A 19,475-nucleotide genomic window follows, 5' to 3' on the forward strand; every position below is an offset into this window, starting at 1 on the left:
TCTCGTCGGTGTTGTTCACGACCGTCCTCCTTCTACTGGTTCCGGCCGGGGACGGAGACCGGCGGGGTGAACGGGTTCTTCATGGGGCCGAGTGCGCCGAGGTCGACCTCGACCAGGGTCGGGCCGTCGTGGTGCAGGGCGGCCCCGAGCACGGGTCCCGCCTCGTCCTCGGCGGCGATCCGGGCGTAGGGCAGGCCGACGGCGCGGGCCAGGGTCTCGAAGTCGGGGGTGGCGAGGTCGACTCCGGAGCGGCGGTCGAAGTACTGGTCCTGCATGTTGCGCAGGACGCCGTAGCCGCCGTCGTTGAAGACGATCAGGGTGAGGCGGGGCCGTTCCTGGGCGAGGGTGAGGAGTTCGCCGAGGTGGACGGCGAGCCCGCCGTCGCCGGCCATGACCACCGAGGGCCGCTCGGGGTGGGCGAGCGCGGCGCCGATGCCCATGCCCAGGCCCTGGCCGATGCCGCCGCCGCGCGGGAAGACGTTGTCCCGCGGGTCGTGGACGGGGAGCAGGCGGTTGCCCCAGCTGGACGAGGGGATGGTGACGTCGCGGGCGATCACGGCGCGGCGCGGGAGGACGGCGGTGAGAGCGTCGAGGACGGCGGCCTGTGGTCCGATCCCGTCGCGGAGGGCCTCCCGGGCCTGTGTGCGGGCGGTGCGTATCCGCTCGCCCCAGCCGTCCTCGGTGCGGGCGCCGAGCGCGGTGATCCGCTCGGTGAGCGCGGCGAGCACCGGGGCGGCGTCGCCGTGGAGGGCGTGGGTGGCGGGGTGGACCCGGCCGAGGGCGGCGGCGTCGACGTCGATCTGGACGTGTGCCGCGGGCAGTTGAAGGGTGTAGTCGCCGGTCTCGTTCGACCGGAGGTGGCTGCCGACGGTCAGGAGCGCGTCCGCCTCGGCGAGCAGGGCACGCCCGGCGGGACCGGACGCGAAGTTCCCGACGACGCGCGCGTCGTCCTCGGGAACGGCCCCGCGGCCGGAGTTGGAGGTGATCAGACCCGCCCCCCACGCGTCGAGGAGCGCGGAGAGCCCGTCCCCCGCGCGGGCCGCTCCGCCCCCGGCCCAGACCAGCGGCCGGCGCGCGCCGGCCAGGAGTGCGGCGGCGGCGTCGAGAGCGGCGGGGGACGGGGCCGGCGCTTCGGGGGCGCCGGGGAAGGTCCCGGCCGGGACCGCCGGGTCCTGGGGCGCGTACTGCAGGTCGATCGGCCATTCGACGCTGGCCGGTCCGCCGGGGGCGGCGAGCGCGGCGGCGGCCGCCTCGCGCAGGATCCGTGCGGCGTCGGCGGCGTCGGTGACCGTTGCCGCGTAGGCGGAGACCGCGGTCAGCATGCCCAGCTGGTCCTTGGTCTCGTGGATGAAGCCGCGCCCCCGGCCCAGGTACGGGCTGTCGATCTGACCGGTGACGTGGAGCACGGAGGTGCCGGCGGACAGCGCTTCGACGAGCGAGCCGGCGGCGTTGCCGGCGCCGGTGCCGGTGGAGGTGAGGGCGCAGCCGATGGTGCCGCGGGCGCGGCCGTAGCCGTCGGCGGCGTTGACGGCGCTCGCCTCGTGGCGGACGGGCACGAAGCGCAGGTCTCGGTCCACGGCCTCGACCAGCGGCAGGTTGTGGACGCTGACCACGCCGAACACGGTGTCGACGCCCAGGGCGCGCAGCGTGCCGACGAGCAGATCGCCGCCGTTGGGGGTGGGCATGGGGGCTCCTTGGGACTCGGTGAGAGTGGCGTCAGGCGATGGCGCGGCTGATGCCGCCGCAGACGTCGACGGTGGTGCCGGTGATGTAGGACGCCCGCGGGGAGAGCAGTCCGGTGATCGCGTAGGCGACCTCCTCGGCGCGGCCGAGGCGGCCGAGCGCGATGCCCCGGTCGGCGGCGAGGGCGGCCTGCCACTCCTGGTAGCTCTCACCGGTCGCCGCGGCGGCGTGGCGGCGCGTCCACTGGCCGGTGTCGACCAGGCCCAGGCAGACCGAGTTGACCCGGATGCCATCGGCGGCGAGTTCCGTGGACAGCGACTTGGAGAGGTTGAGGATGCCGGCGCGGGCGGCGCTGGTGGTGATCAGCCGCGGGGACGGCTCCTTGGCGAGGACGGCGTTGACGTTGACCACCGAGGCGTTCCCCGAGGCGCGCAGCAGCGGCAGCGCGGCCTGGAGCGGGTTGAGTACGCCGGCGAACTTCAGCTCCAGTTCGTCCCGCCAGTCCTCGCCGGTGCATGCGGCGAAGCCCTTCATCCGGGACTGTCCCGCGTTGTTGACCAGGCCGTCGAGGCCGCCGAACCGCTCCCGCACGCCGTCGACCAGGCGGGCGACGGCGCCGGGGTCGCGGACGTCGCACACCGCGGTGTGCAGCCGCTCGTGGGGGCCGATCTCCTGCAGTGCCCCGGCGCGGCGGCCGCACGTGGCGACCCGGGCGCCCTCGTCGAGCAGCATCCGGACCGTGGCGAGGCCGACGCCGGAGCTGCCTCCGGTGACCAGCACCGTGCGGCCGGCGAATCCGAGATCCATGGGTACTCCAGGGGAAGGGCCGGCCCGGTGGCGGGACCGGCGGAATGCGGGAGGGCCGGGGGCGGTCAGTGCATCGTGAAGCCGCCGTTGACGGCGACGGTCTGGCCGGTGAGGTAGCGGGACTCCTCGGACAGCAGGAAGGCGATGAGCCCGGTGAGGTCGTCCGGCTGCTGCGGGCGGCTGATGGCCCGGTTGAGCCGGTACAGCTCGTGCCGCTCGGCGGGGATCCGCACCGACGACTCGCTCTCGGTGAGGCCGGGAGCGACCGCGTTGACCGTGACGCCCAGGTCCCCGACCTCACGGGCCATGCTCTTGGTCAGCGCCGTCAGGGCGCCCTTGGAGGCGATGTAGTGGGCGAGGCGGGGCGATCCGTAGAGCGCGGAGTCGGACACCAGGTTGACGATCCGGCCGCTGCCGTTCGCGACGATCTGCGGGAGCAGGGCCTTGGCGACCAGCCAGGGTCCGCGGGCGTTGACCCGCATGATGCGGTCCCAGTCCTCGATGTCGATCTCGTGGAAGTTCTTGCCGCCCACGGCGTCGGCCAGGCCCGCGTTGTTGACCAGGCCGTACAGCCGCCCGCCGGCCGACTCCCCGACCCGCGCCGCCATTTCGGCGACGGACGCGGGGTCGCCCACGTCGCAGCGTACGAACTCGGCGTCGACGGACTCCGAGCGGAGTGCGGCGACGGCCTTCTCGCCCCACTCCTCCCGGAGTTCGGCGACCACGATGCGGAATCCGTCGGCGCCCGCCCGGCGGGCCGTGGCCAGTCCGAGGCCACGGCCTGCGCCGGTGACGACGACGGTGCGTCGCTCAGTCACGGGTGATGCCGTGGAGCGGGGAGTATTCCGGGTAGGTCGGCACCTGCGGCTTCCGGGTGCCGATGATCACGCAGAAGAGCGCGTCGGTGTCGCCCTCGTTCTTCAGCGAGCGGGTCACACCGGCCGGGACGACGATCATGTCGCGGTAGCCGAGGGTGCGGTACTCGGCCTCGTCCGGGCCGCGGTGGATGCCCACGCGGACCCGGCCCTCGAGGACGAAGAAGGCCTCCTCGACGTCGTGGTGGGTGTGGGCGGGGCCCTCCGCGTCCGGGGGCAGCAGCATGTTGGAGAAGGTGAAGCCGCCGGACGGGAGGATCCGGTTGTCGTCCTCGTGGTTGCCGGTCGCGCCGGAGCCGACGTAACGGATCTGGGCGCGCTTGTACTGCGGGCCGGCCTTCTCCTGGAAGGAGAGGGTGCCCCAGTCGGGCTCGCGCGAGTCCTTGGTGGCGATGAGCCGGTCGGTGTACTGGGCGAGGTCCCCGCCGTTGTCGTACGCGTCGGTGGTGAGCGGCATGGATGTCTCCTGTTTCCTGGGTGTGTTGCGGGGGTCGGGACAGGGGCGGACGGTCAGTCGGACCAGGGCACGCGGGCGGCGATGCGCAGGTGGGCGCGGACCCAGTCGTTGAAGGCGGCGGGCTGTTCCTGGTGGGCCAGGTGGCCCGCCCCGGACATGATCACGAAGACGCCCTCCGGCATGGCGCCGGCGATGATCTGGCTCTCCTCGACCCCGGTGATCACGTCGTGCTCACCGCACAGCACCAGGGCGGGTACGGTGATCCGGCCCAGTTCGCGGGTGAGGTCGGTGGCCGCCATCGACTCGGCGGCGCAGCCGTAGCCGGGGAGGCGGACGGCGCCGGCCATGATGCCGGTCGCCCGGCGTACCAACTCGGCCGGTGCCAGGGGCGACAGCAGGCGCGGCGCGCGTTTCCCGGCGAACACCCGCGGCCCGTCCTCGGCGAGCTGTCCGGTGCGGGCGCGCATCGCGGCGGCCTTCTCCGCGCTGGTGCCCGAGCCCCGGGTGGAGTCTGCGAGCACCAGGCTGGCGACCAGACCGGGGTGGCGGGTGGCGAGCCGCACGGCGATCACGCCGCCCCAGGAGGCGCCGACGACGTGGGCCGGGCCGCCGCGCTCGCGGATCAGTGCGGCGGCCGCGTCGGCGAAGCCGTCCAGGTCCAGCGGATGCTCCGGGTCCGGTGACCTGCCGTAGCCAGGGGCGTCCCAGGCGGCCACCCGGGCCACCGGTGACAGGCCGTCGAGCTGGGCGGCGAAGGACTCGGAGGACGAGCCGATGCCGTGCAGGCAGAGCAGCAGGGGGCCCTGGTCGCCGGCCTCCCGGACGTGCACCGCGGGCGCGGGGTTCACCGTACGTGTCGTCACAGGATCTGCCCCTTGCGTCCGGTGAGCGCGCCGATGCCGCGGAGGACGGCGTGCGGGACGACCTGGCTGGTGGCCGGGTTGGCGGGGTCGGGCGCGTGGTTGACCTCGAAGCGGTAGTGGCCGTGGGGCCCGGCCGCCTCGACGACGTGGCGGGTGAGCGTGGCGCCGGGATCGGCGATCACCCGCACCTCCACCTTGTCGGGGTTGCCGACGGCCAGGGCCACCGAGGCGGCGACGTTGGTGGAGCGCGGGAACCGCGCCGGCACGTCGCGGGCGGTGCCGCACATGACCTCGACGGGCTCCTCGCAGGTGCGCAGCCGCTCCAGCAGTTCGGCGTCCATCCACGGCTGCTCGAGTGTGCCGGGCAGCTTGGAGGTGGTGAGCCGGACCTCGGTGAGGTCGCCGAGGCCCCGTACGGCCTGGAGCAGGTCGAGACCGCCGACGGCGCCGCCGGTGAAGTAGACTCGGCCGGGCCCGGTGGCGTGCAGCTCGGCGGCGAGGGCGTCGTCGGTGAGCGCGCCGGTGGAGGCGACCAGCAGGTCGGTGCCGGACGCGAGGACCTGGGCGCCCCACTCGCGGACGAAGGCGTGTCCGGCCGCCTCCACGATCAGGTCGCAGACCTCCAGCGCCTCGGCGATGGCCGACTGCGGTACGGGGGCGTCGGGCCGGCTCCGGTTGTCCGTCACCCGGGTCAGCTCGGCTCCGGGCACCACCCCGGCGGCTAGGGCGGTGCCGACCACGCGGCCGATGGCTCCCCAGCCGACGATGCCGATCCGCAGCGGGGCGCTCACGCGGTCACCCCGGCGGAGTTCTCGTGCCCGGGGTTCCCGGGCCTTGCCGCCTTCTCGTCCCCGGCGGGCTCTTCGTCCCCGGCTGCGTTCTCGTTCGCGGAGGGGTTCTCGTGCCCGGAGCGGGTCTCGTGCCCGGAGGGGTTCTCGTCGCTCACGGCGGCGTCGACCGGCGCTGCCAGCGGGCCCGGGTCCGGCACGCCCGCCATGTGCGAGCGGATCTCCTCGCCGGGCGGGCCCGCGGTGCCCCAGAGGTCGGACAGTTCGGGCACCCGGCGCCACACCCGGGCGATCCACTTGTCCTCGACGATCTGCTCGACCTCGGAGGTGTACTCGCACACCAGGCCGGAGGGGTCGGTGAAGTAGGAGAAGGTGTTGTTGCCCGGGCCGTGGCGGCCCGGGCCCCACTTCGGCGTGATGCCGTGGTGCCGCAGCCGGCCCAGGCCCCGCATGAAGTGGTCGACCGAGTGCATCTCGTAGGCGACGTGGTTGAGCGAGGTCCACTCGGCCTGGTTGAAGGCGATGCAGTGGTGGTCGGTGTTGACCCGCAGGAACGCCATCTGGTGCTCGGACCAGTCGGAGACCCGCAGGCCCAGCACATCGCAGTAGAAGGCGACGGCCGCGTCGATGTCCACCGTGTTCAGCACGGTGTGGGTGACCCCGACCGGCACCGCGGCGTCCCGCCCGCGCTCCGGCACGGCCTCGACCAGGGCGCTGATCTCGACCAGCCGGCCCTCGGGGTCGGTGAACCGCAGCCCGTACCCGCCGCCGGCCTGCTCCAGCGGACCCGGGCCGTGCACCGGGGCGATGCCGCGGCCGGCCAGGCGGCGGGCCGCCTCGTCAACCTCCGCGCGGGTGCCGACGGCGAACGCGATCCGGCCCAGGCCCACCCGGCCGGCGCGGGTCAGCCGCAGGATGTGGTGCTCCTCGCCGGTGCCGCGCAGCCACGCCGCGTTCTTGTCGGCGTCGACCGTCTCCAGCCCCCAGACCTCCGAGTAGAAGTCGGCGGACTCGGCGAGCGCCGGGACGAAGAGCTCCACGGCGCGCAGCTTGCGCAGCCGCGCGATCGGCGGGCGTACCGGCTGGACCGTGTCGGACATACCGTCTCTCCTGATCGTCGTACTGGGGTGGCGGATACGGGGCGGGCTAGCCCGCCCAGGGCAGCGGGGCGGGGTCGGTGCCGAAGTACAGGGACTTCTGCCGCTGGTAGCCGCGGAGCCAGTCGCGGCCCTTCTCGCTGCCGAGCCCGCTCTCCTTCCACCCGGTGAACGGAGTGCTGGAGCTGAACTGCTTGTAGGTGTTGATCCAGACCGTGCCCGCCTCGATCCGGCGGGCCAGCCTCCAGGCCCGGGTCAGGTCGCGGGTCCAGATGCCGCAGGCCAGTCCGTAGACCGTGGCGTTGGCCTGCCGGACCAGGTCCTCCTCGTCGTCGAACGGGAGGCAGACCAGAACGGGCCCGAAGATCTCCTCCTGGCAGGTCCGGGAGCCGGCGTCCAGTCCGTCGAGGACGGTCGGCAGGTAGTACGCGCCGCCGGCGAACTCCTCGCCCTCGGGCGCCGCGCCGCCGCAGAGCACGCGGGCGCCCTCCGCGCGGGCCAGGTCCACATACGCGGCCACCGCGTCGCGGTGGCGGTGGTGCACCAGGGGCGCGACCTGCGTCGCCGGGTCGGTGCCCGGCCCGATCCGCAGTTTCCGTGTCCTGGCGACGAGTTCGCCGACGAAGTCGTCGTAGAGCCTCCGCGCGACGAAGAGCCGCGAGCCCGCGATGCAGGACTGTCCGCTGGACGAGAAGATCCCGAACATCACCCCTGCCAGGGCCTGTTCGACGTCCGCGTCCTCCAGCACGACCGTCGGCGACTTCCCGCCGAGCTCCAGCGAGACGGGGATGAGCTTCTCCGCCGCCGCGTGCGCGACGGTCCGTCCGGTGCTCGTGCCGCCCGTGAAGGTCACCTTGCCGACCAGCGGGTGCCTGATGATGGCGTCACCGGTGACGCTTCCCGGGCCGGGCAGGACCGAGACGAGCCCCTCGGGCAGACCGCCGGCGGTGATCAGCCGGCCCAGGGCCAGCGAGGTCAACGGGGTCCACGCGGCGGGCTTCAGCAGGACGCCGTTGCCGGCGGCGAGGGCCGGGGCGATCTTCTGCGCGTCGGAGGCTATCGGCGAGTTCCACGGGGCGATCGCGCCGACGACACCGATGGGCTCGTGGGTGGCGACGGTGACGTAGCGGCCGCGCGACGGGGTGACGGCGTCCTCGGCGGTCTCCAGCAGCGCGGCCGCGTACCGGAACGTGCCGGCGGCGCTGGCCGCCAGCGCACGGGTCTCCGCGCGCGTCTTGCCGGTGTCGGCGGTCTGCACGGCGGACAGGTGGTCCGCGTCGGCGTCGATCAGCTCCGCGATCCGGTGCAGGTAACGCGCCCGCAGGTGCGGTGCCAGGTCCCGCCAGGCGGGATCGGCGGCCGCCCGGGACGCTCCCCGGGCCGCGGCGTCCACGTCCTCGGCGGACGCGCCGTGCACCGTGGCCAGGACCTCGCCGGTCGCGGGGTCGACGACCTCGGCCGCCCTGCCCGATCCGGTCGTCCAGCGCCCGGCGATCAGCACCTTGTCCGGCGGCAGGACCAACTCGGTCATGGGCTTCTCCTTCAGGCGTTTCACCACGGGGCGGCCGGCCCCGGCGGCCCGGTTCACTTGGCCCTGAAAAGCTAACCCCTTAAATATCTTCGCGCAAGAGGCCGGTGCCGTCAGCGGCTCCGGCGCCGCCGCTCAGACCGCCGTGGAGCCTTCCCCCAGGCCACGAAGCCGGGCGCCGCCGCGCCGGGGCCGGCCCCCGGCCGGTGACCCGTGGATGCGCGCCGCAGGACGGGAACTCAACCGGACGGCATGACCGAGGACCACACGCCGAACCACTGCTCGGCGCCGTACTCCTCGAACCGGTCCACCTCGGTGAACCCCAGCTTCACCGCGAGGCGCACCGACCGGTCGTTGGCGGTCTGCGTGCAGAGCACCACGGGCTCACCGGGGAGTGCTCCGGCGAACCAGCCGAGTGCCGCCGCGCACGCCTCGGCGGCGTACCCGCGTCCCCATGCCCCGGGCAGGAGCATGTATCCCAGCTCGGCCTCCCCCGCCTCCGGACGCACGTGCCCCGGCCGCTCCGCGTCCCGCCGGCCGAGCGAGACCGTGCCGATCATCGCTCCGTGGAGGTCGATCACGAACAGGCCCGGGCGCCGCCCGGGCACCTCGGGCACCGCGCGCTCCAGCTCATCGCGCGGCCGGGGGCCACCGAGGTGGGTGCGCACCTCCGGCGAGGCGAACAGCTCGACGAACGCGGCACGGTCCCGGGCCTCGGACTCGCGGAGCACGAGCCGCTCGGTCCTGATCGGTGCGGGCGGCCAGGGTACGGATCCGAGTCCGGTCATGCGGCCACCGAACCAGCGGACCCGGCAGCGATCAAGACGCGCGAACCGGCCAACCCGCCGCCTCCGGGCCCCGCCCGCCGGGATTCCGGCGGGCGGGCACGGCAACGCTCCGAGCCGGCCCGCGCGCGTCCCGGGCAGGGACCGGCAGCGCCGCGGCCGGGGCGGTGCGCGAGCGCCCCCATACGGAGGACGCAGCGGCCCCGTTCGAGGGGTGCGCCAGTGGCGCCCGCTGGTGCGCGGATCAATTGATTGATACGAGACGCATACCCGCTTCCCCCAGAGAAGAGAAATTCATGGCCGACCGCCCGGAACCGGATAATTCAGCGTCACCCGACGAAGAGCCGGAGGCTCACTCGTCCCACGGTGAAACGTTCAGCCATGACGGCCCTCCACGGGGGACCGGGAATGACCAGCCGTCACAGCCGGAGCCGGCAGGCAGTTTTGCGCTTCCTCCCGAATGGGCCCATCGCGGCGAACCGCCGGCCTCGCTGGCGGTCGGGCGTGCGATCAGCTATCCGCAATTGACACCGGAACACCTGCAAGCCGCGCCTGCCCAGTCGATGCCCGCGCTGGTGCCGGATCCCTTCGACCCGTCGACGATGATCGACCTGGGCGCGGCCGCGGTACCGAACTTCAATCTGGTGGACGGCACGGTCGCCATCGCCACCGACCCCCAGATGCCTTTCGTCCTGTTCAAGGGGCACAATCCCAACACCTGGTTCTACGCGCCGCGCTGGGGCCGGCTCGCCAAGAACCCGGACGGCGAGCCGGCTTTCATGGTGACCAAGAAGGTGAGGAACAACCCGGACGGCAGCAAGACCACGCTCGGCGGCATCCTGAGCTTCATGGTCGAACTGGTCGTGGAACTGCCCAGTGAGGGGCAGCGCCAGCAGTGGGCCAACCTGATCAAAACGCTGTACAACATCAACCCCACCGCCGGAGCCTTCAACTTCCAGCCGCTGCGGCTCAGCCCGGGGAAGATGGACGTCTTCGGTCTGGACACGTATGCCAAGCCGGGCCAGCAGCTCAAGGGGGTGGAGGTGGGCTCCTCCTCGTCGATCGCCTTCGCGATCGAGTTGACGCCGGACGGGGCCGACCACTTCGCGGCGATGCTCGGCGCCAGCCCGTCGCCGTATCCGCCGCAGGTGTCCATCATGTTCACCTACCGCTACCAGTATCTGATCCCGCAGTGCCAGATCAAGGCCGGCGGCTACAAGAAGAAGGCGTACGACTACTTCTCGTGGAACGCCAAAGCGCGGGCGAGCTATTTCGGTCTGGTCAACGGCTCGTTCGACTACCAGTCGGTGCGGGCGGACCTGCGCCAGCAGCAGGCGCTCAATGTCAGCATCATCGGCCAGACACCGACCGGAGTGGACCTCGCCAAACTGCTCGACGCGATCTTCGACCAGTTCGTCAAGCTGGAAGTGGGGCAGTGGATCCAGCCGGACCCGAAACCGGCGGAAGCCTCGGCACCCGGGGGATTCTTCGGCGGCGTCTCGGTGGCGATGAAAAGCGTCTCCCTCTCCGACACCGCCCAGTTCGACCAGACGCTGCATTTCACCGGTATCGGCGAAAACATTCACCAGGTGTCCTTCAACTTCGAGCAGCAGCTCGGCGCGTTCGATCCGCGCAAGCATCTCTTCGTCGAAGAGGACGACATCAAGCTGCCGTTCAATGTGCTGCTCTCCAACAGCTCGCTGATCAGGCGCATCGTCCCCTCGGCCAGCTACACCACCCCCACCGGACCGCGGGTCGTGCAGTGCGCCGCCGTCACGGGGGACGAGGGCGGGGAGAGCACGGGCGTCATCCAGTTCACCTGGCCGCATCAGCCCTCGTCGGCCCAGCTGGAGCTGCTGGTCGACTTCAAGGAGCCGCACATCGGCTACAAGTACCGGCAGACGCTGCCGGTCTCCGACACCGGCGCGGCCTTCGCGTTCTACCCGACCCAGTACGTGCAGCGAACCGAGCTGATCTTCGCCGACGCCGCGTACGTCGCCGATGTCACCTCCAAGGCGCTGCTGAAGTGGGAATGGACACCGCCGGTTCGCGAGGGCATGCCACCGCGCCCCAAGGTGGCCGGGCACTTCCTGGTGACCGTCGACCCGGAGGGCAACCCGAGCAACCTGCCGACACACGACATCGTGTTTCCCTTCCACCCGGACGACTGGACGGGCGCCGGCACCCCGGACATCCTGTACAAGTTCCAGGGCCTGACCGGCGACTGGCGGGGCATGAACGCCTCCGGCAAGATCCCGATCGGCGAAACGGTCCTGGCCGTGAGCTGGGACGGGGCCACGTCGCTGGGTGAGCCGTCCATCCCGGCCGCCCTGGTCGAGAAGGAACTGCAGGGCCCGGGTTACCGGCGGCGGCTGACGGCCATGTTCGGACCGCCGCCGCAGCCGGACGGGCCGTCCCCGGCGCGGAGCGGCGGCCCCGGGCAGGCGTCCGGTGCCGGCTTCATCGCCCCGGGCCGACCGGGCCAGCCCGGACAGCCGGCGCTCCCCGGGCAGCCCCTGGAGGACGCGAGGCCCAAGCCGCCGTATCCGCTGGGTTTCAAGCCGGACGTGCAGAACGGAGAGCTGAGCCTCTACGGCCGCGAGCTGGTGGCCCGGGCCAACTACGCCCGCGCGCAGAGCGCCGGCGCGGCCGCCGACGCCCCCAGGGCGGCGCCGGGCGCCTACGACTACCGCAACGTGAACGGGTATGACTACATCAGCCCGGTCAAGAGCCAGGGAAACTGCGGTAGCTGTGTCGCGTTCGGCGTGGCGGCCGCGGTGGAGGCGTCTCAGAAGGTCTACCACCCCGAGCTGAACCCGGACTTCTCAGAGGCCCATCTGTTCTTCTGCCACGGGCGCAACGACGGCCGGACCTGCGGGAACCTCGGGGAAACGAACGCGGGATGGTGGCCGGAGCGGGCCCTGACGGCATGGCGTGACAAAGGTGTGGCGGACGAGGGGTGCTTTCCCTACGCCGGGCCGGTCACCACGTCCCATCCGACACCCGGCTGCACGCCCTGCTGGGACGTGTCCAGCCGGGTCACCAAAATCCAGGCGTTCTACGAGCTCAACAGCGTGGACGCGATGAAGTCGTGGATGGCGACGGGGTACGGGCCCCTGGTCGCCGGCTACACCGTCTACCAGGACTTCTTCGACTTCTTCCAGGTCAACACCCAGCCGTCGGCGGTGTACCGGAAGAGCAGCTCGCCGGGAACGAACTGGGGCGGCCACTGCGTCTGCGTGATCGGTTACAGCGACTACGAGCAGGCCTGGATCTGCAAGAACAGCTGGGGACCCCACTGGGCGGCCGCCGGCTTCTTCAAGATCGGTTACGGAGAAGTGGGCATCGACTACCAGATGTTCGGCGCCTACACCGGCTGAGCCCCTCGCCTCCCCTCCCACCGGAAAGGACCAGGCGTGGCTGAAGTAGCGGTGGACCACACCGATGAGGGCCGCACCGTGGAACTCCACGTCGGTGACGTGCTCGTCGTCACTCTGCCGGTCAACATGCTGACGGGCCTGCGCTGGGTCGTCGACTCGTACGACCGGCGCAGCCTCGCTCTCGTCGGGGAAACCGTGGCGCCCCCGCCGCCGGGAGGCGCCCTGGGAGCCGGTGGGACGGTGGCGGTCTTCCGTTTCCGGACCGACGCCCCGGCCCCGGCGCCTTCGAGGCTGGTCCTCGGCCTGCGCCGGGGCGCCGGGCCCGACGAAGACGTGCAGCAGTACGGGCTGCTGCTGGACATCAGGGCATGAGAATCGCGATGGTCACGGCCTCGACAGGCGTCGGCACGCTCCGCGGCAACCGCCGCTTCGACCTGGAGACCGGCATCGAGGCCTCCGGGATGGGGCGGGCCGACGTGTGGTGGCGCCATCTGCCGGGCGGCGGACGCGAACTCGTCCCGCTGCTCGGCGCGCGGCTGTGCGCGTTGGGCCCGGTCGGTTACGAGGCCCTGGGCCACCGGGAACTGGCCGCACTCACCTACCACGGTGAAAGCCTCCCCGGGCATCCCCGGGGTGAGAACAACCTCGCGTCCGGCAGTGTGATCGCGGTCCGCACCCGCTCCGGGCAGCTGGCGAAAATGCAGGTCCAGACGTACGGACACGATCTGCGGATCCGCTGGCAGGGCTGCCCGCCGCCGCCCCGGTTCAAAGGTTTGAAAGTGGTGGTCGGCAGCGCACCCCCCTGGCTCGTCTCCCGGTACGTGGTGGACTGCGCGTACGAGAGCCCGGACGGTTCGATGCACCCGTGCGGCCGTGGTGAGTTCGGTGCGGACGGCGGAGTCGTCGAGGACAGGATCTCCGACGCGTGGGGCGGTTTCCCGGCGACGGCGCGGGTGGTCGTCGCCGTCGACTTCCAGCCCGGGACAGGGCTGCAAGGCGTGGTCGAACACTTCGCCCCCGAGGTCGGGGCGGCCGGTGTGTCCATGCTGTACGAACCCAACCAGGAGATCCGTAGGGTCAAGCTCGTCTTCGGCCTCACGCCGCCGGCCGGGGCGCAGGACTATCTGCTCCTGCGCTGGGTGTACCGGTCCGGCGCCTCCGCCGGTGGCGGGAGCCAGAAGACCCTGACCGGCCCGGACCTGCAGGGGAATGTCGCCCAGCACGAGATCGCCTTCCCGCCGGACGCCTCCACGGCGGCCGCCGTCGACCTGACCGTCGACGGGGTCTACCAGGCCGCGGAACTGGTCCAGTTCAAGCAGCGCGTCTCCCTGCCGGCCTCTGCGCTCGCCTTCCGGTTCCGCAAGCAGGGCTCAGGGCCCCGCTACCGCCTCGAAGCCTTCTGAACAGGCGGTCACGCGGCATGCCTGTCCAGCCACGCGCGGTGCTGCGCCTCGCTCTTCGCGGGTACGCCCACGGGCCAGGGCCAGTCGAGCGCCTCGCCGGAACGGAAGGCGAAGGTGGCCGGAGCCTCCCCGACGTTCAGCACGTCACAGACGGCCGGAGCGGACTCCCGCGTGATCCGGCAGAACTCCGCCCGCCCCTCGTAGACCGTTGCCAGCCGGCGGTAACGCTCACGCAGCCGCTTGCACGACCAGCAGGACCGGGAGTCCGCCAGCCACAGGCTCAGCCGGTCCATCTGGACGATTCCGTAGAACGTCTCCAGGTCCGCCACGTCGTACAGGCCCGTCGGCCGCGTTGCCGTGCTCATACGTCCATGGTGACGGCAGCCCGCCGCCCCTGCACGCCCAGTCGCGGCGCCGCGACGCGAAGGAGAGCGCATGAATCCCTGTGACGACTACTCGGCGGTCGCGACGACGGCCGGCACGGCCTGGCTGCCCGTCTGCTCCGGCACGGACACCAGCTGCGAACTCCGCAGGGGCCACAGGAGTCCCGGGGTGCTCGCCCTGCAGGTGAGCCTCAACCAGTGCTACGGCCAGGGCATCTTGGAGGACGGGGACTTCGGGCCGGTCACCGAGAGGGCGCTGAAGCGCGCACAAGCCGCGGCGGGCACCACCGTGGACGGCGTCTACGGGCCGTACACGCGGGACGCGATGCTCCACGCGGGAACGTGGGGGGACGAACGGCTCCGCTATGACGGTCCCGGGGGGAAGTGAGCCCGTGCCGTCACAGATGGCGGTCGATCCAGGCGCGGTACTCCTCCTGGGCCGTGGCCGCCGGAGGTCCCGGCCAGGGCCAGTCGAGCGCGGTCCCCGCCCGGTAGGCGTGGGTGGCCGGGATGCGCAGCACATGGAGGGCGGAGGAGATCCCGGGCTCGTCGTCCACGTCGACCCGGTGGAACAGCACCTGTTCACCGTAGTGGGCGACGAGCTCCAGATACCGGGCCCGGACGATCCGGCACGGACCGCACCAGTCGGCATCGAAGAACCAGATGCTCAGGCGTTCCATCTGCGTGACCGCGTAGAAGGTGTCCAGATCGGTGACGGGGGCCATCGTCGGCGCAGCGGAACTCTTCACGGCTCCATGATCGCCCGATGGAGGCGGCCGCACCTCGCGGCCTGGGCCGTTCGTGCGGTCCGGCCGGGGAGGCGTCCGGCATTCCCGGGATCGGGTCCTGTTCCCCCGCCGTGCCCGCCTCCGAGGGCGCATGGCGCCTATCGGCGTGACCGGCACCGCGCTCCGGGCCGGGCGGCCGTGTCGGCTCTGGGTGGCCGTGTATCGGTGCCGGGCGGCCGTGTGCCGGCACCGGGGCGGGCGCGCCGCCCCACGAGCGGAGGGAGAGGGGACGGGACGGGCCGGGTTGAACGGGCCGGGACGGATGAACAGGCCGGGACGGATGAACAGGCCGGGACGGGTGAACGGGCCGGAAGGCTGTTCCGGCCCTTGACGGGTACTGGCGTGCGAACGCGGTGCGGCCCGCGCGGTGCGGCTGCGGGATCCCGGTGACCGGGCTTCGACGAAGTGGGGAATGCCATGCTGCTGGAGAACAAGACCGCCATCGTCTACGGCGGCGCCGGGGCGATCGGCTCCGCGGTCGCCCGCGTCTTCGCCCGCGAAGGCGCAACGGTCCATTTGGCCGGACGCACCCGGGCCCCCCTGGAGGAGCTGGCCGGGGCCATCGCCGCATCCGGGGGCCGCGTCGAGGTCGCCACGCTCGACGCGACGGACCGCGCCGCGGTCGGGCGGCACGCCGACGCCGTCGACCGGCACTCCCCCGGGATCGACATCGCCTTCAACGCCACGTCCAACGACGACCTGCACGGCACCCCGCTGGTCGACATGGCCGGCGAAGACGTGCTGCGCCCCGTCGTCAAGGCGGTCACCACCCATCTGACCCTGGCCACCGCCGTCGCCCGTCACATGATTCCCCGCCGCACCGGGGTGATCCTGGCCACGGGCGGCGGCCGGGAGGCCATCCCCGGCCTCGGCGGCTCCCATGTCGCCTGGTCCGCCCTCTCCGGTCTGTGCCGCCAGCTCGCCGGCGAACTCGGCCCGTACGGCATCCGGTCGGCCTGGCTGCTCTCCCCCGGCTCGCCCGGTCCGTCCACCCCGCCCGGGGACGACCCCGAGGCGTCCGTGACTCTGCTCCACCGCCGGCCGCGTCTGGAGGACGTCGCCCACGCCGCGGCCTTCCTCGCCTCCGACCGCGCGCCGACCATGACCGCCACCGAGGTCAATGTCACCGGCGGCGCCGTCGTCGACTGAGCGCGCGCGCCGGGCTGTCCCCGTCCCACGGCACCACGGGCCCGCGGAAGCCCGCCGGTCCGGCTGTCATCGCCCGGTCGGCTCAGCTGCGCGGCCCTCCCCCGGCCGCCGTTCGCGCCGGAGCGCATCGTGACGGCCGCCGCCGTCCCGAGGCGCCTTCGCTCCGGCGACCGGAAACACGTAGCGGATACGCACCCGGGCGGCCGGGAGCGGGCCTCGGACGCCGCCGCACGGGCGGCACTGCCCTGCGGGAGCGGCCGGCCGGGTGCCGCCGCCGCGCCTGGCCTGCGGCCGGGCGCGGGCAGTGAGCGGGACGCCCGCGCCGCCGGTGGTCAGGAATCGGCCGGGGCCGCTCGGCCGGCCAGTTCGGCGGCGAGAAGCCGCATGGCCTGTCGGTTGGCACGCCGCATCACGGTCCGCACCAAGGGGGCCATCAGCCGGTCGGCGAGCGGGGCGGCCAGCCAGGAGTACGTGAACGAGACACGGCTCCCGCCGCCGGGCAGCGGTTCGACGACGTACACGCCCCGGCCCCGGCGGCGGCCGTCCACGCCGGTGTTGCCCTCGACGATGCGGCGCGGCGCCTCTGCCTCGACGACTTCGACGACGTCGGTCTTCCTGCCGCCCAGGACGGCGGTGACCGTGGCGCACGAACCGACACCGCGGGGCGCGCCGCTGTAGCGCCAGTCGGTCAGGTAATGGCGGGTGAACAGCTCGTGGTTGGCCATGACATCGAGGAAGTCGTAGACCTGCTCGGGTGGCTGCCGTACGTCGGTGGACACGGTGACGGGCCTCATGTACCACATGGTACATCAGAGCCTGTACCGATCGGTACACTCGCGGAGTGACGAACTCCGACGACCGGCGGGCCGGCGACAGGACCGAGCGGGGCGCGGACACCGGCCCGGGCGGGGGCACCGACCGGCGGGCCCGTCTGCTCGACGCGGCCATCGGATACGTGGCCGAGCACGGCATCGCGGACCTGAGCCTGCGCCGGCTCGGCGCCGCGATCGGCACCAGCCATCGCATGCTGATCCACCACTTCGGTTCCAAGGAGCGGCTGTTCGCCGAGATCGTCCGCACCTCCGAGATCCGCCAGCGCGATCTCCTCACCGGCCTGCTGCACGAGCCCGGGCTCTCGCCCGCCGATGCCGCCCGCAGCCTGTGGCGCCAGTTGGCGCATCCCCGGCTGGCGGCTCAGGAGCGGCTCTTCTTCGAACTCTGCGGGCAGGCCCTCCAGGGCCGCCCGGAGGCCGCCCCGGTGCTGGACGGTCTCGTCACGCACTGGCTGGACCCGCTCGTGGCGGCCGAGGTCGCGGGCGGCGCGGACCCCGCCACCGCGCGCGCCCGGGCCCGGCTGGGAATCGCCACGGTCCGCGGGCTGCTGCTGGACCTGCTGGCCACCGGCGAACGTGCCGAAGTGGACGCCGCCATGGAGGAGTTCCTCCGGCTCGCCCATCCCGGCGACGACGGTACGGGCCGACGCCACCCGGGCGGGTGACGCCCTGTGCGGCCGCGGGCTGTGACGGGCGCGATCGAACGGGCCCCCGGGCCGGCCCTGACCGTACGCCCGGCACCGAACACCGGGCACCGGCGCCGCCCCCATCCGGGGCGGGGCCTGCCCAGGAGTGGTCGGGCAGTCCCCCGGCCGGCTTCACCACTCCGGAGGCGAACGCCGGGCCGCGCTCCTGTCGTCGCCAGACCCGCGTCCCGCCCGGAGTGCCCAAGTGCCGCGACGCCCCGGAACGACGGCGGGAGACCGTCCATGCGCACCGCCGAGGAGCGGGCCGGGCCGGCCGGGGCCGGCCCCGGGCCCCCTCAGATGGTCGTGCCCACGTCCTTCGCCACGATGTCGTCCAACGCCTGTTCCGCCACGGCCGCGATGGTCATCGAGGGGTTGCAGGCCGCGGTGGTGCCCGGGATCAGCGCCCCGTCCAGAACGTACAGACCCGGCTGGCCGTGCACCCGTCCGTACGGGTCGGCGACCGGGCCGGTGCAGGCGCCGCCGAGCGGGTGGACGGTGAAGTTCACAGCGAGGTTGATGTTGGCGACGGTGCCCAGGCCCGCGGCTATCGCCTGCACGCGCCGCGCCGACGTCAGGCTGATCGCGCGGTCGCCGGTCACCGGGAAGTGCATGTTCACCGTGTCGGTCAGGCCGTTGTACGTCCACCTGCCCCGGTCGGGGCTCACGGCCATGGCCAGGACGAGCGTGGAACGGGTGTTGATGCCGTACAGGGGCGGCACGGAGAACTGGCAGACCGTGGTGGCCGTGCGCGGCTCGTCCCAGGTCTTGGCGACGTAGGTGACGGGACTGCCCTGCCGGGCGCCGAAGTCGTCCACCAGGTCCGTCCACAGATAGAGGCGGTCGCCGTTGGTGCCGAAGCCGCGGCCCACGTCGTCGGGCAGCCCGGGAATGCCGCCGAGGGCGGCCGCGCGCACCAGCAGCCGCGTGGTGTTGATGCTGCCGGCCGCCATCACCAGGGCGTTCGTTGTCAGGATCTTCTGCTCCAGGACGCGGCCCGCCTCGTCGATGCGGTCCACGTGCACGGTCCAGCGGCCGCCCGTGCCGCGCGCGACGGAGGTGACCCGGTGCTGGGGCAGGACCCGGCACCGGCCGGTGGCCTCGGCCTGTGCGAGATAGGTGACGTCCACGGTGTGCTTGCCGCCGTTGTTGATGCCGAACGTGGTGTCACCGCTGGTGTACGCGGGCTTCATCTCCCCGCGCGTCTCGGCCAGCGGATAGTCCCAGTCGACGGGCAGCGGGACCTTCTCCACCGGGAATCCGCGTCGCTCGGCCCGGTCCCGGAAGATCCTGGCCGCCCGGTACGTCGGCGTGGCCAGCAGTTCGTCGGGGGCCGGGGAAACCCGCAGCATCCGTGCCACCCGAGGGTAGTACTCGCGGTCCAGCCGCCCGTAGTCCCACTCGCCCGGCATCCACGTCTCGAAGACCTCCCGCGAGGGCTGCAGCGTCATCCCCTGGTACACCAGCGAGCCGCCCCCGACCCCGGCCGCGCACACCGCGAGCAGACTGTCGCCCAGGACCGGTTCGACCACCCCGACGTACGGGTCCAGGTCCAGCGGCCCGCCCACCAGCCGCTGCACCGGCCGGACCGCCTCGGGCGTGGTGCCGTACCACAGCAGCCTCCGGTCGGGGCGGGAGACGGTGGCATAGGTGTCCACGCCGGGGCCGGTGACCCAGCGGCGGCCGCGCTCCAGCACCGTGACCGGCACGCCGGCCTGTGCCAGCCGCAGGGCCGTCACACCACCGCCGAAGCCCGAACCGATCACGACGGCACGGTGCTCCTCCCGGGTCAGCGGCACCCGGCCGGGGCGGACCCCGGTGCCGGGAGCGGCGGCTCGGGCCGCGGGGGCGGTGAGGACGCCACCGCCGGCCGCGGCGCCGAGGGCGGCCGCGGTGAGAAAGCGGCGTCGTGTCGTGGGTGTCGTCACGGGCATCCTCCCGGGTGATGGGGCGGGCCGCGGCTCAGGGGG

19 protein-coding genes are annotated in these 19,475 nt (G+C 72.9%); 6 read left to right on the forward strand and 13 right to left on the reverse strand.

What is annotated here, in order from left to right:
• Positions 1-32: 32 nt before the first annotated feature.
• From GCU69_RS10810 to GCU69_RS10850, 9 genes are all read right to left on the reverse strand, one after another.
• Entirely contained in the window at positions 33-1,685 is a 1,653-nt protein-coding gene (locus GCU69_RS10810) for a thiamine pyrophosphate-binding protein (protein WP_156205782.1), read from the reverse strand.
• Between the two features lie 31 nt (positions 1,686-1,716).
• The gene (locus GCU69_RS10815) at positions 1,717-2,490 is read right to left on the reverse strand and encodes an SDR family oxidoreductase (protein WP_098750184.1); all 774 of its coding nucleotides are present in this window, start codon (positions 2,488-2,490) and stop codon (positions 1,717-1,719) included.
• A 65-nt stretch (positions 2,491-2,555) separates the two neighbouring features.
• Positions 2,556-3,308 carry a 3-oxoacyl-ACP reductase family protein gene (locus tag GCU69_RS10820; protein ID WP_098750185.1) on the reverse strand — a complete coding sequence of 251 codons (753 nt, stop codon included), beginning with the start codon at positions 3,306-3,308 and terminating at the stop codon, positions 2,556-2,558.
• A complete protein-coding gene (locus tag GCU69_RS10825) occupies positions 3,301-3,822 on the reverse strand; it encodes a cupin domain-containing protein (protein ID WP_156205783.1) in 522 nt (173 codons plus the stop codon). The genes GCU69_RS10820 and GCU69_RS10825 overlap by 8 nt, the downstream gene beginning before the upstream one ends.
• 53 nt (positions 3,823-3,875) lie before the next feature.
• A complete protein-coding gene (locus GCU69_RS10830; RefSeq protein ID WP_156205784.1) occupies positions 3,876-4,685 on the reverse strand; it encodes an alpha/beta fold hydrolase in 810 nt (269 codons plus the stop codon).
• Positions 4,682-5,476: an aspartate dehydrogenase domain-containing protein gene (locus GCU69_RS10835; protein WP_235978392.1), complete on the reverse strand. Its 795-nt coding sequence runs from the start codon at positions 5,474-5,476 to the stop codon at positions 4,682-4,684. Before GCU69_RS10835 ends, GCU69_RS10830 begins: the two co-directional genes overlap by 4 nt.
• Positions 5,473-6,573: a VOC family protein gene (locus tag GCU69_RS10840; protein ID WP_156205785.1), complete on the reverse strand. Its 1,101-nt coding sequence runs from the start codon at positions 6,571-6,573 to the stop codon at positions 5,473-5,475. Before GCU69_RS10840 ends, GCU69_RS10835 begins: the two co-directional genes overlap by 4 nt.
• 46 nt (positions 6,574-6,619) lie before the next feature.
• Positions 6,620-8,101, reverse strand: coding sequence for an aldehyde dehydrogenase (locus GCU69_RS10845; protein ID WP_156205786.1), 1,482 nt, complete (start codon positions 8,099-8,101; stop codon positions 6,620-6,622).
• A 236-nt stretch (positions 8,102-8,337) separates the two neighbouring features.
• A complete protein-coding gene (locus tag GCU69_RS10850; RefSeq protein ID WP_156205787.1) occupies positions 8,338-8,886 on the reverse strand; it encodes a GNAT family N-acetyltransferase in 549 nt (182 codons plus the stop codon).
• A 521-nt stretch (positions 8,887-9,407) separates the two neighbouring features.
• On the opposite strand from GCU69_RS10850, the gene GCU69_RS10855 reads away from it, so the two are divergent.
• From GCU69_RS10855 to GCU69_RS10865, 3 genes are read left to right on the forward strand one after another with little or no spacing between them, the layout of a single operon-like run.
• Complete coding sequence (locus GCU69_RS10855) at positions 9,408-12,263, forward strand: C1 family peptidase (protein ID WP_143671076.1); 2,856 nt, start codon at positions 9,408-9,410, stop codon at positions 12,261-12,263.
• Between the two features lie 36 nt (positions 12,264-12,299).
• The gene (locus tag GCU69_RS10860; protein WP_143671077.1) at positions 12,300-12,635 is read left to right on the forward strand and encodes a protease inhibitor I42 family protein; all 336 of its coding nucleotides are present in this window, start codon (positions 12,300-12,302) and stop codon (positions 12,633-12,635) included.
• Entirely contained in the window at positions 12,632-13,666 is a 1,035-nt protein-coding gene (locus GCU69_RS10865; protein WP_143671078.1) for a hypothetical protein, read from the forward strand. Before GCU69_RS10860 ends, GCU69_RS10865 begins: the two co-directional genes overlap by 4 nt.
• Positions 13,667-13,674: 8 nt before the next feature.
• Here the strand turns inward: GCU69_RS10865 and GCU69_RS10870 are convergent, their stop codons facing one another.
• Positions 13,675-14,031, reverse strand: coding sequence for a YbbN family protein (locus tag GCU69_RS10870; protein WP_098750193.1), 357 nt, complete (start codon positions 14,029-14,031; stop codon positions 13,675-13,677).
• A 70-nt stretch (positions 14,032-14,101) separates the two neighbouring features.
• On the opposite strand from GCU69_RS10870, the gene GCU69_RS10875 reads away from it, so the two are divergent.
• The gene (locus tag GCU69_RS10875) at positions 14,102-14,437 is read left to right on the forward strand and encodes a peptidoglycan-binding domain-containing protein (protein WP_098750194.1); all 336 of its coding nucleotides are present in this window, start codon (positions 14,102-14,104) and stop codon (positions 14,435-14,437) included.
• Between the two features lie 10 nt (positions 14,438-14,447).
• Here GCU69_RS10875 and GCU69_RS10880 read toward each other — a convergent pair whose 3' ends face one another.
• Positions 14,448-14,798 carry a thioredoxin family protein gene (locus tag GCU69_RS10880; protein WP_170315820.1) on the reverse strand — a complete coding sequence of 117 codons (351 nt, stop codon included), beginning with the start codon at positions 14,796-14,798 and terminating at the stop codon, positions 14,448-14,450.
• A gap of 456 nt (positions 14,799-15,254) precedes the next feature.
• Between GCU69_RS10880 and GCU69_RS10885 the strand changes: the two genes are divergently transcribed.
• Complete coding sequence (locus GCU69_RS10885) at positions 15,255-15,986, forward strand: SDR family NAD(P)-dependent oxidoreductase (protein WP_156205790.1); 732 nt, start codon at positions 15,255-15,257, stop codon at positions 15,984-15,986.
• Between the two features lie 332 nt (positions 15,987-16,318).
• Here GCU69_RS10885 and GCU69_RS10890 read toward each other — a convergent pair whose 3' ends face one another.
• Positions 16,319-16,780, reverse strand: coding sequence for an SRPBCC family protein (locus GCU69_RS10890; RefSeq protein WP_156205791.1), 462 nt, complete (start codon positions 16,778-16,780; stop codon positions 16,319-16,321).
• Between the two features lie 47 nt (positions 16,781-16,827).
• Here GCU69_RS10890 and GCU69_RS10895 point away from each other — a divergent pair, with 47 nt between their 5' ends.
• Entirely contained in the window at positions 16,828-17,484 is a 657-nt protein-coding gene (locus tag GCU69_RS10895; RefSeq protein WP_235978393.1) for a TetR/AcrR family transcriptional regulator, read from the forward strand.
• A gap of 317 nt (positions 17,485-17,801) precedes the next feature.
• Here the strand turns inward: GCU69_RS10895 and GCU69_RS10900 are convergent, their stop codons facing one another.
• Positions 17,802-19,433, reverse strand: a complete 1,632-nt coding sequence (locus tag GCU69_RS10900; protein WP_235978394.1) for a GMC family oxidoreductase N-terminal domain-containing protein — start codon at positions 19,431-19,433, stop codon at positions 17,802-17,804.
• Between the last annotated feature and the right edge of the window lie 42 nt (positions 19,434-19,475).

It is taken from the genome of Streptomyces lycii (genome assembly GCF_009735685.1).
Lineage (GTDB): Bacteria > Actinomycetota > Actinomycetes > Streptomycetales > Streptomycetaceae > Streptomyces > Streptomyces lycii.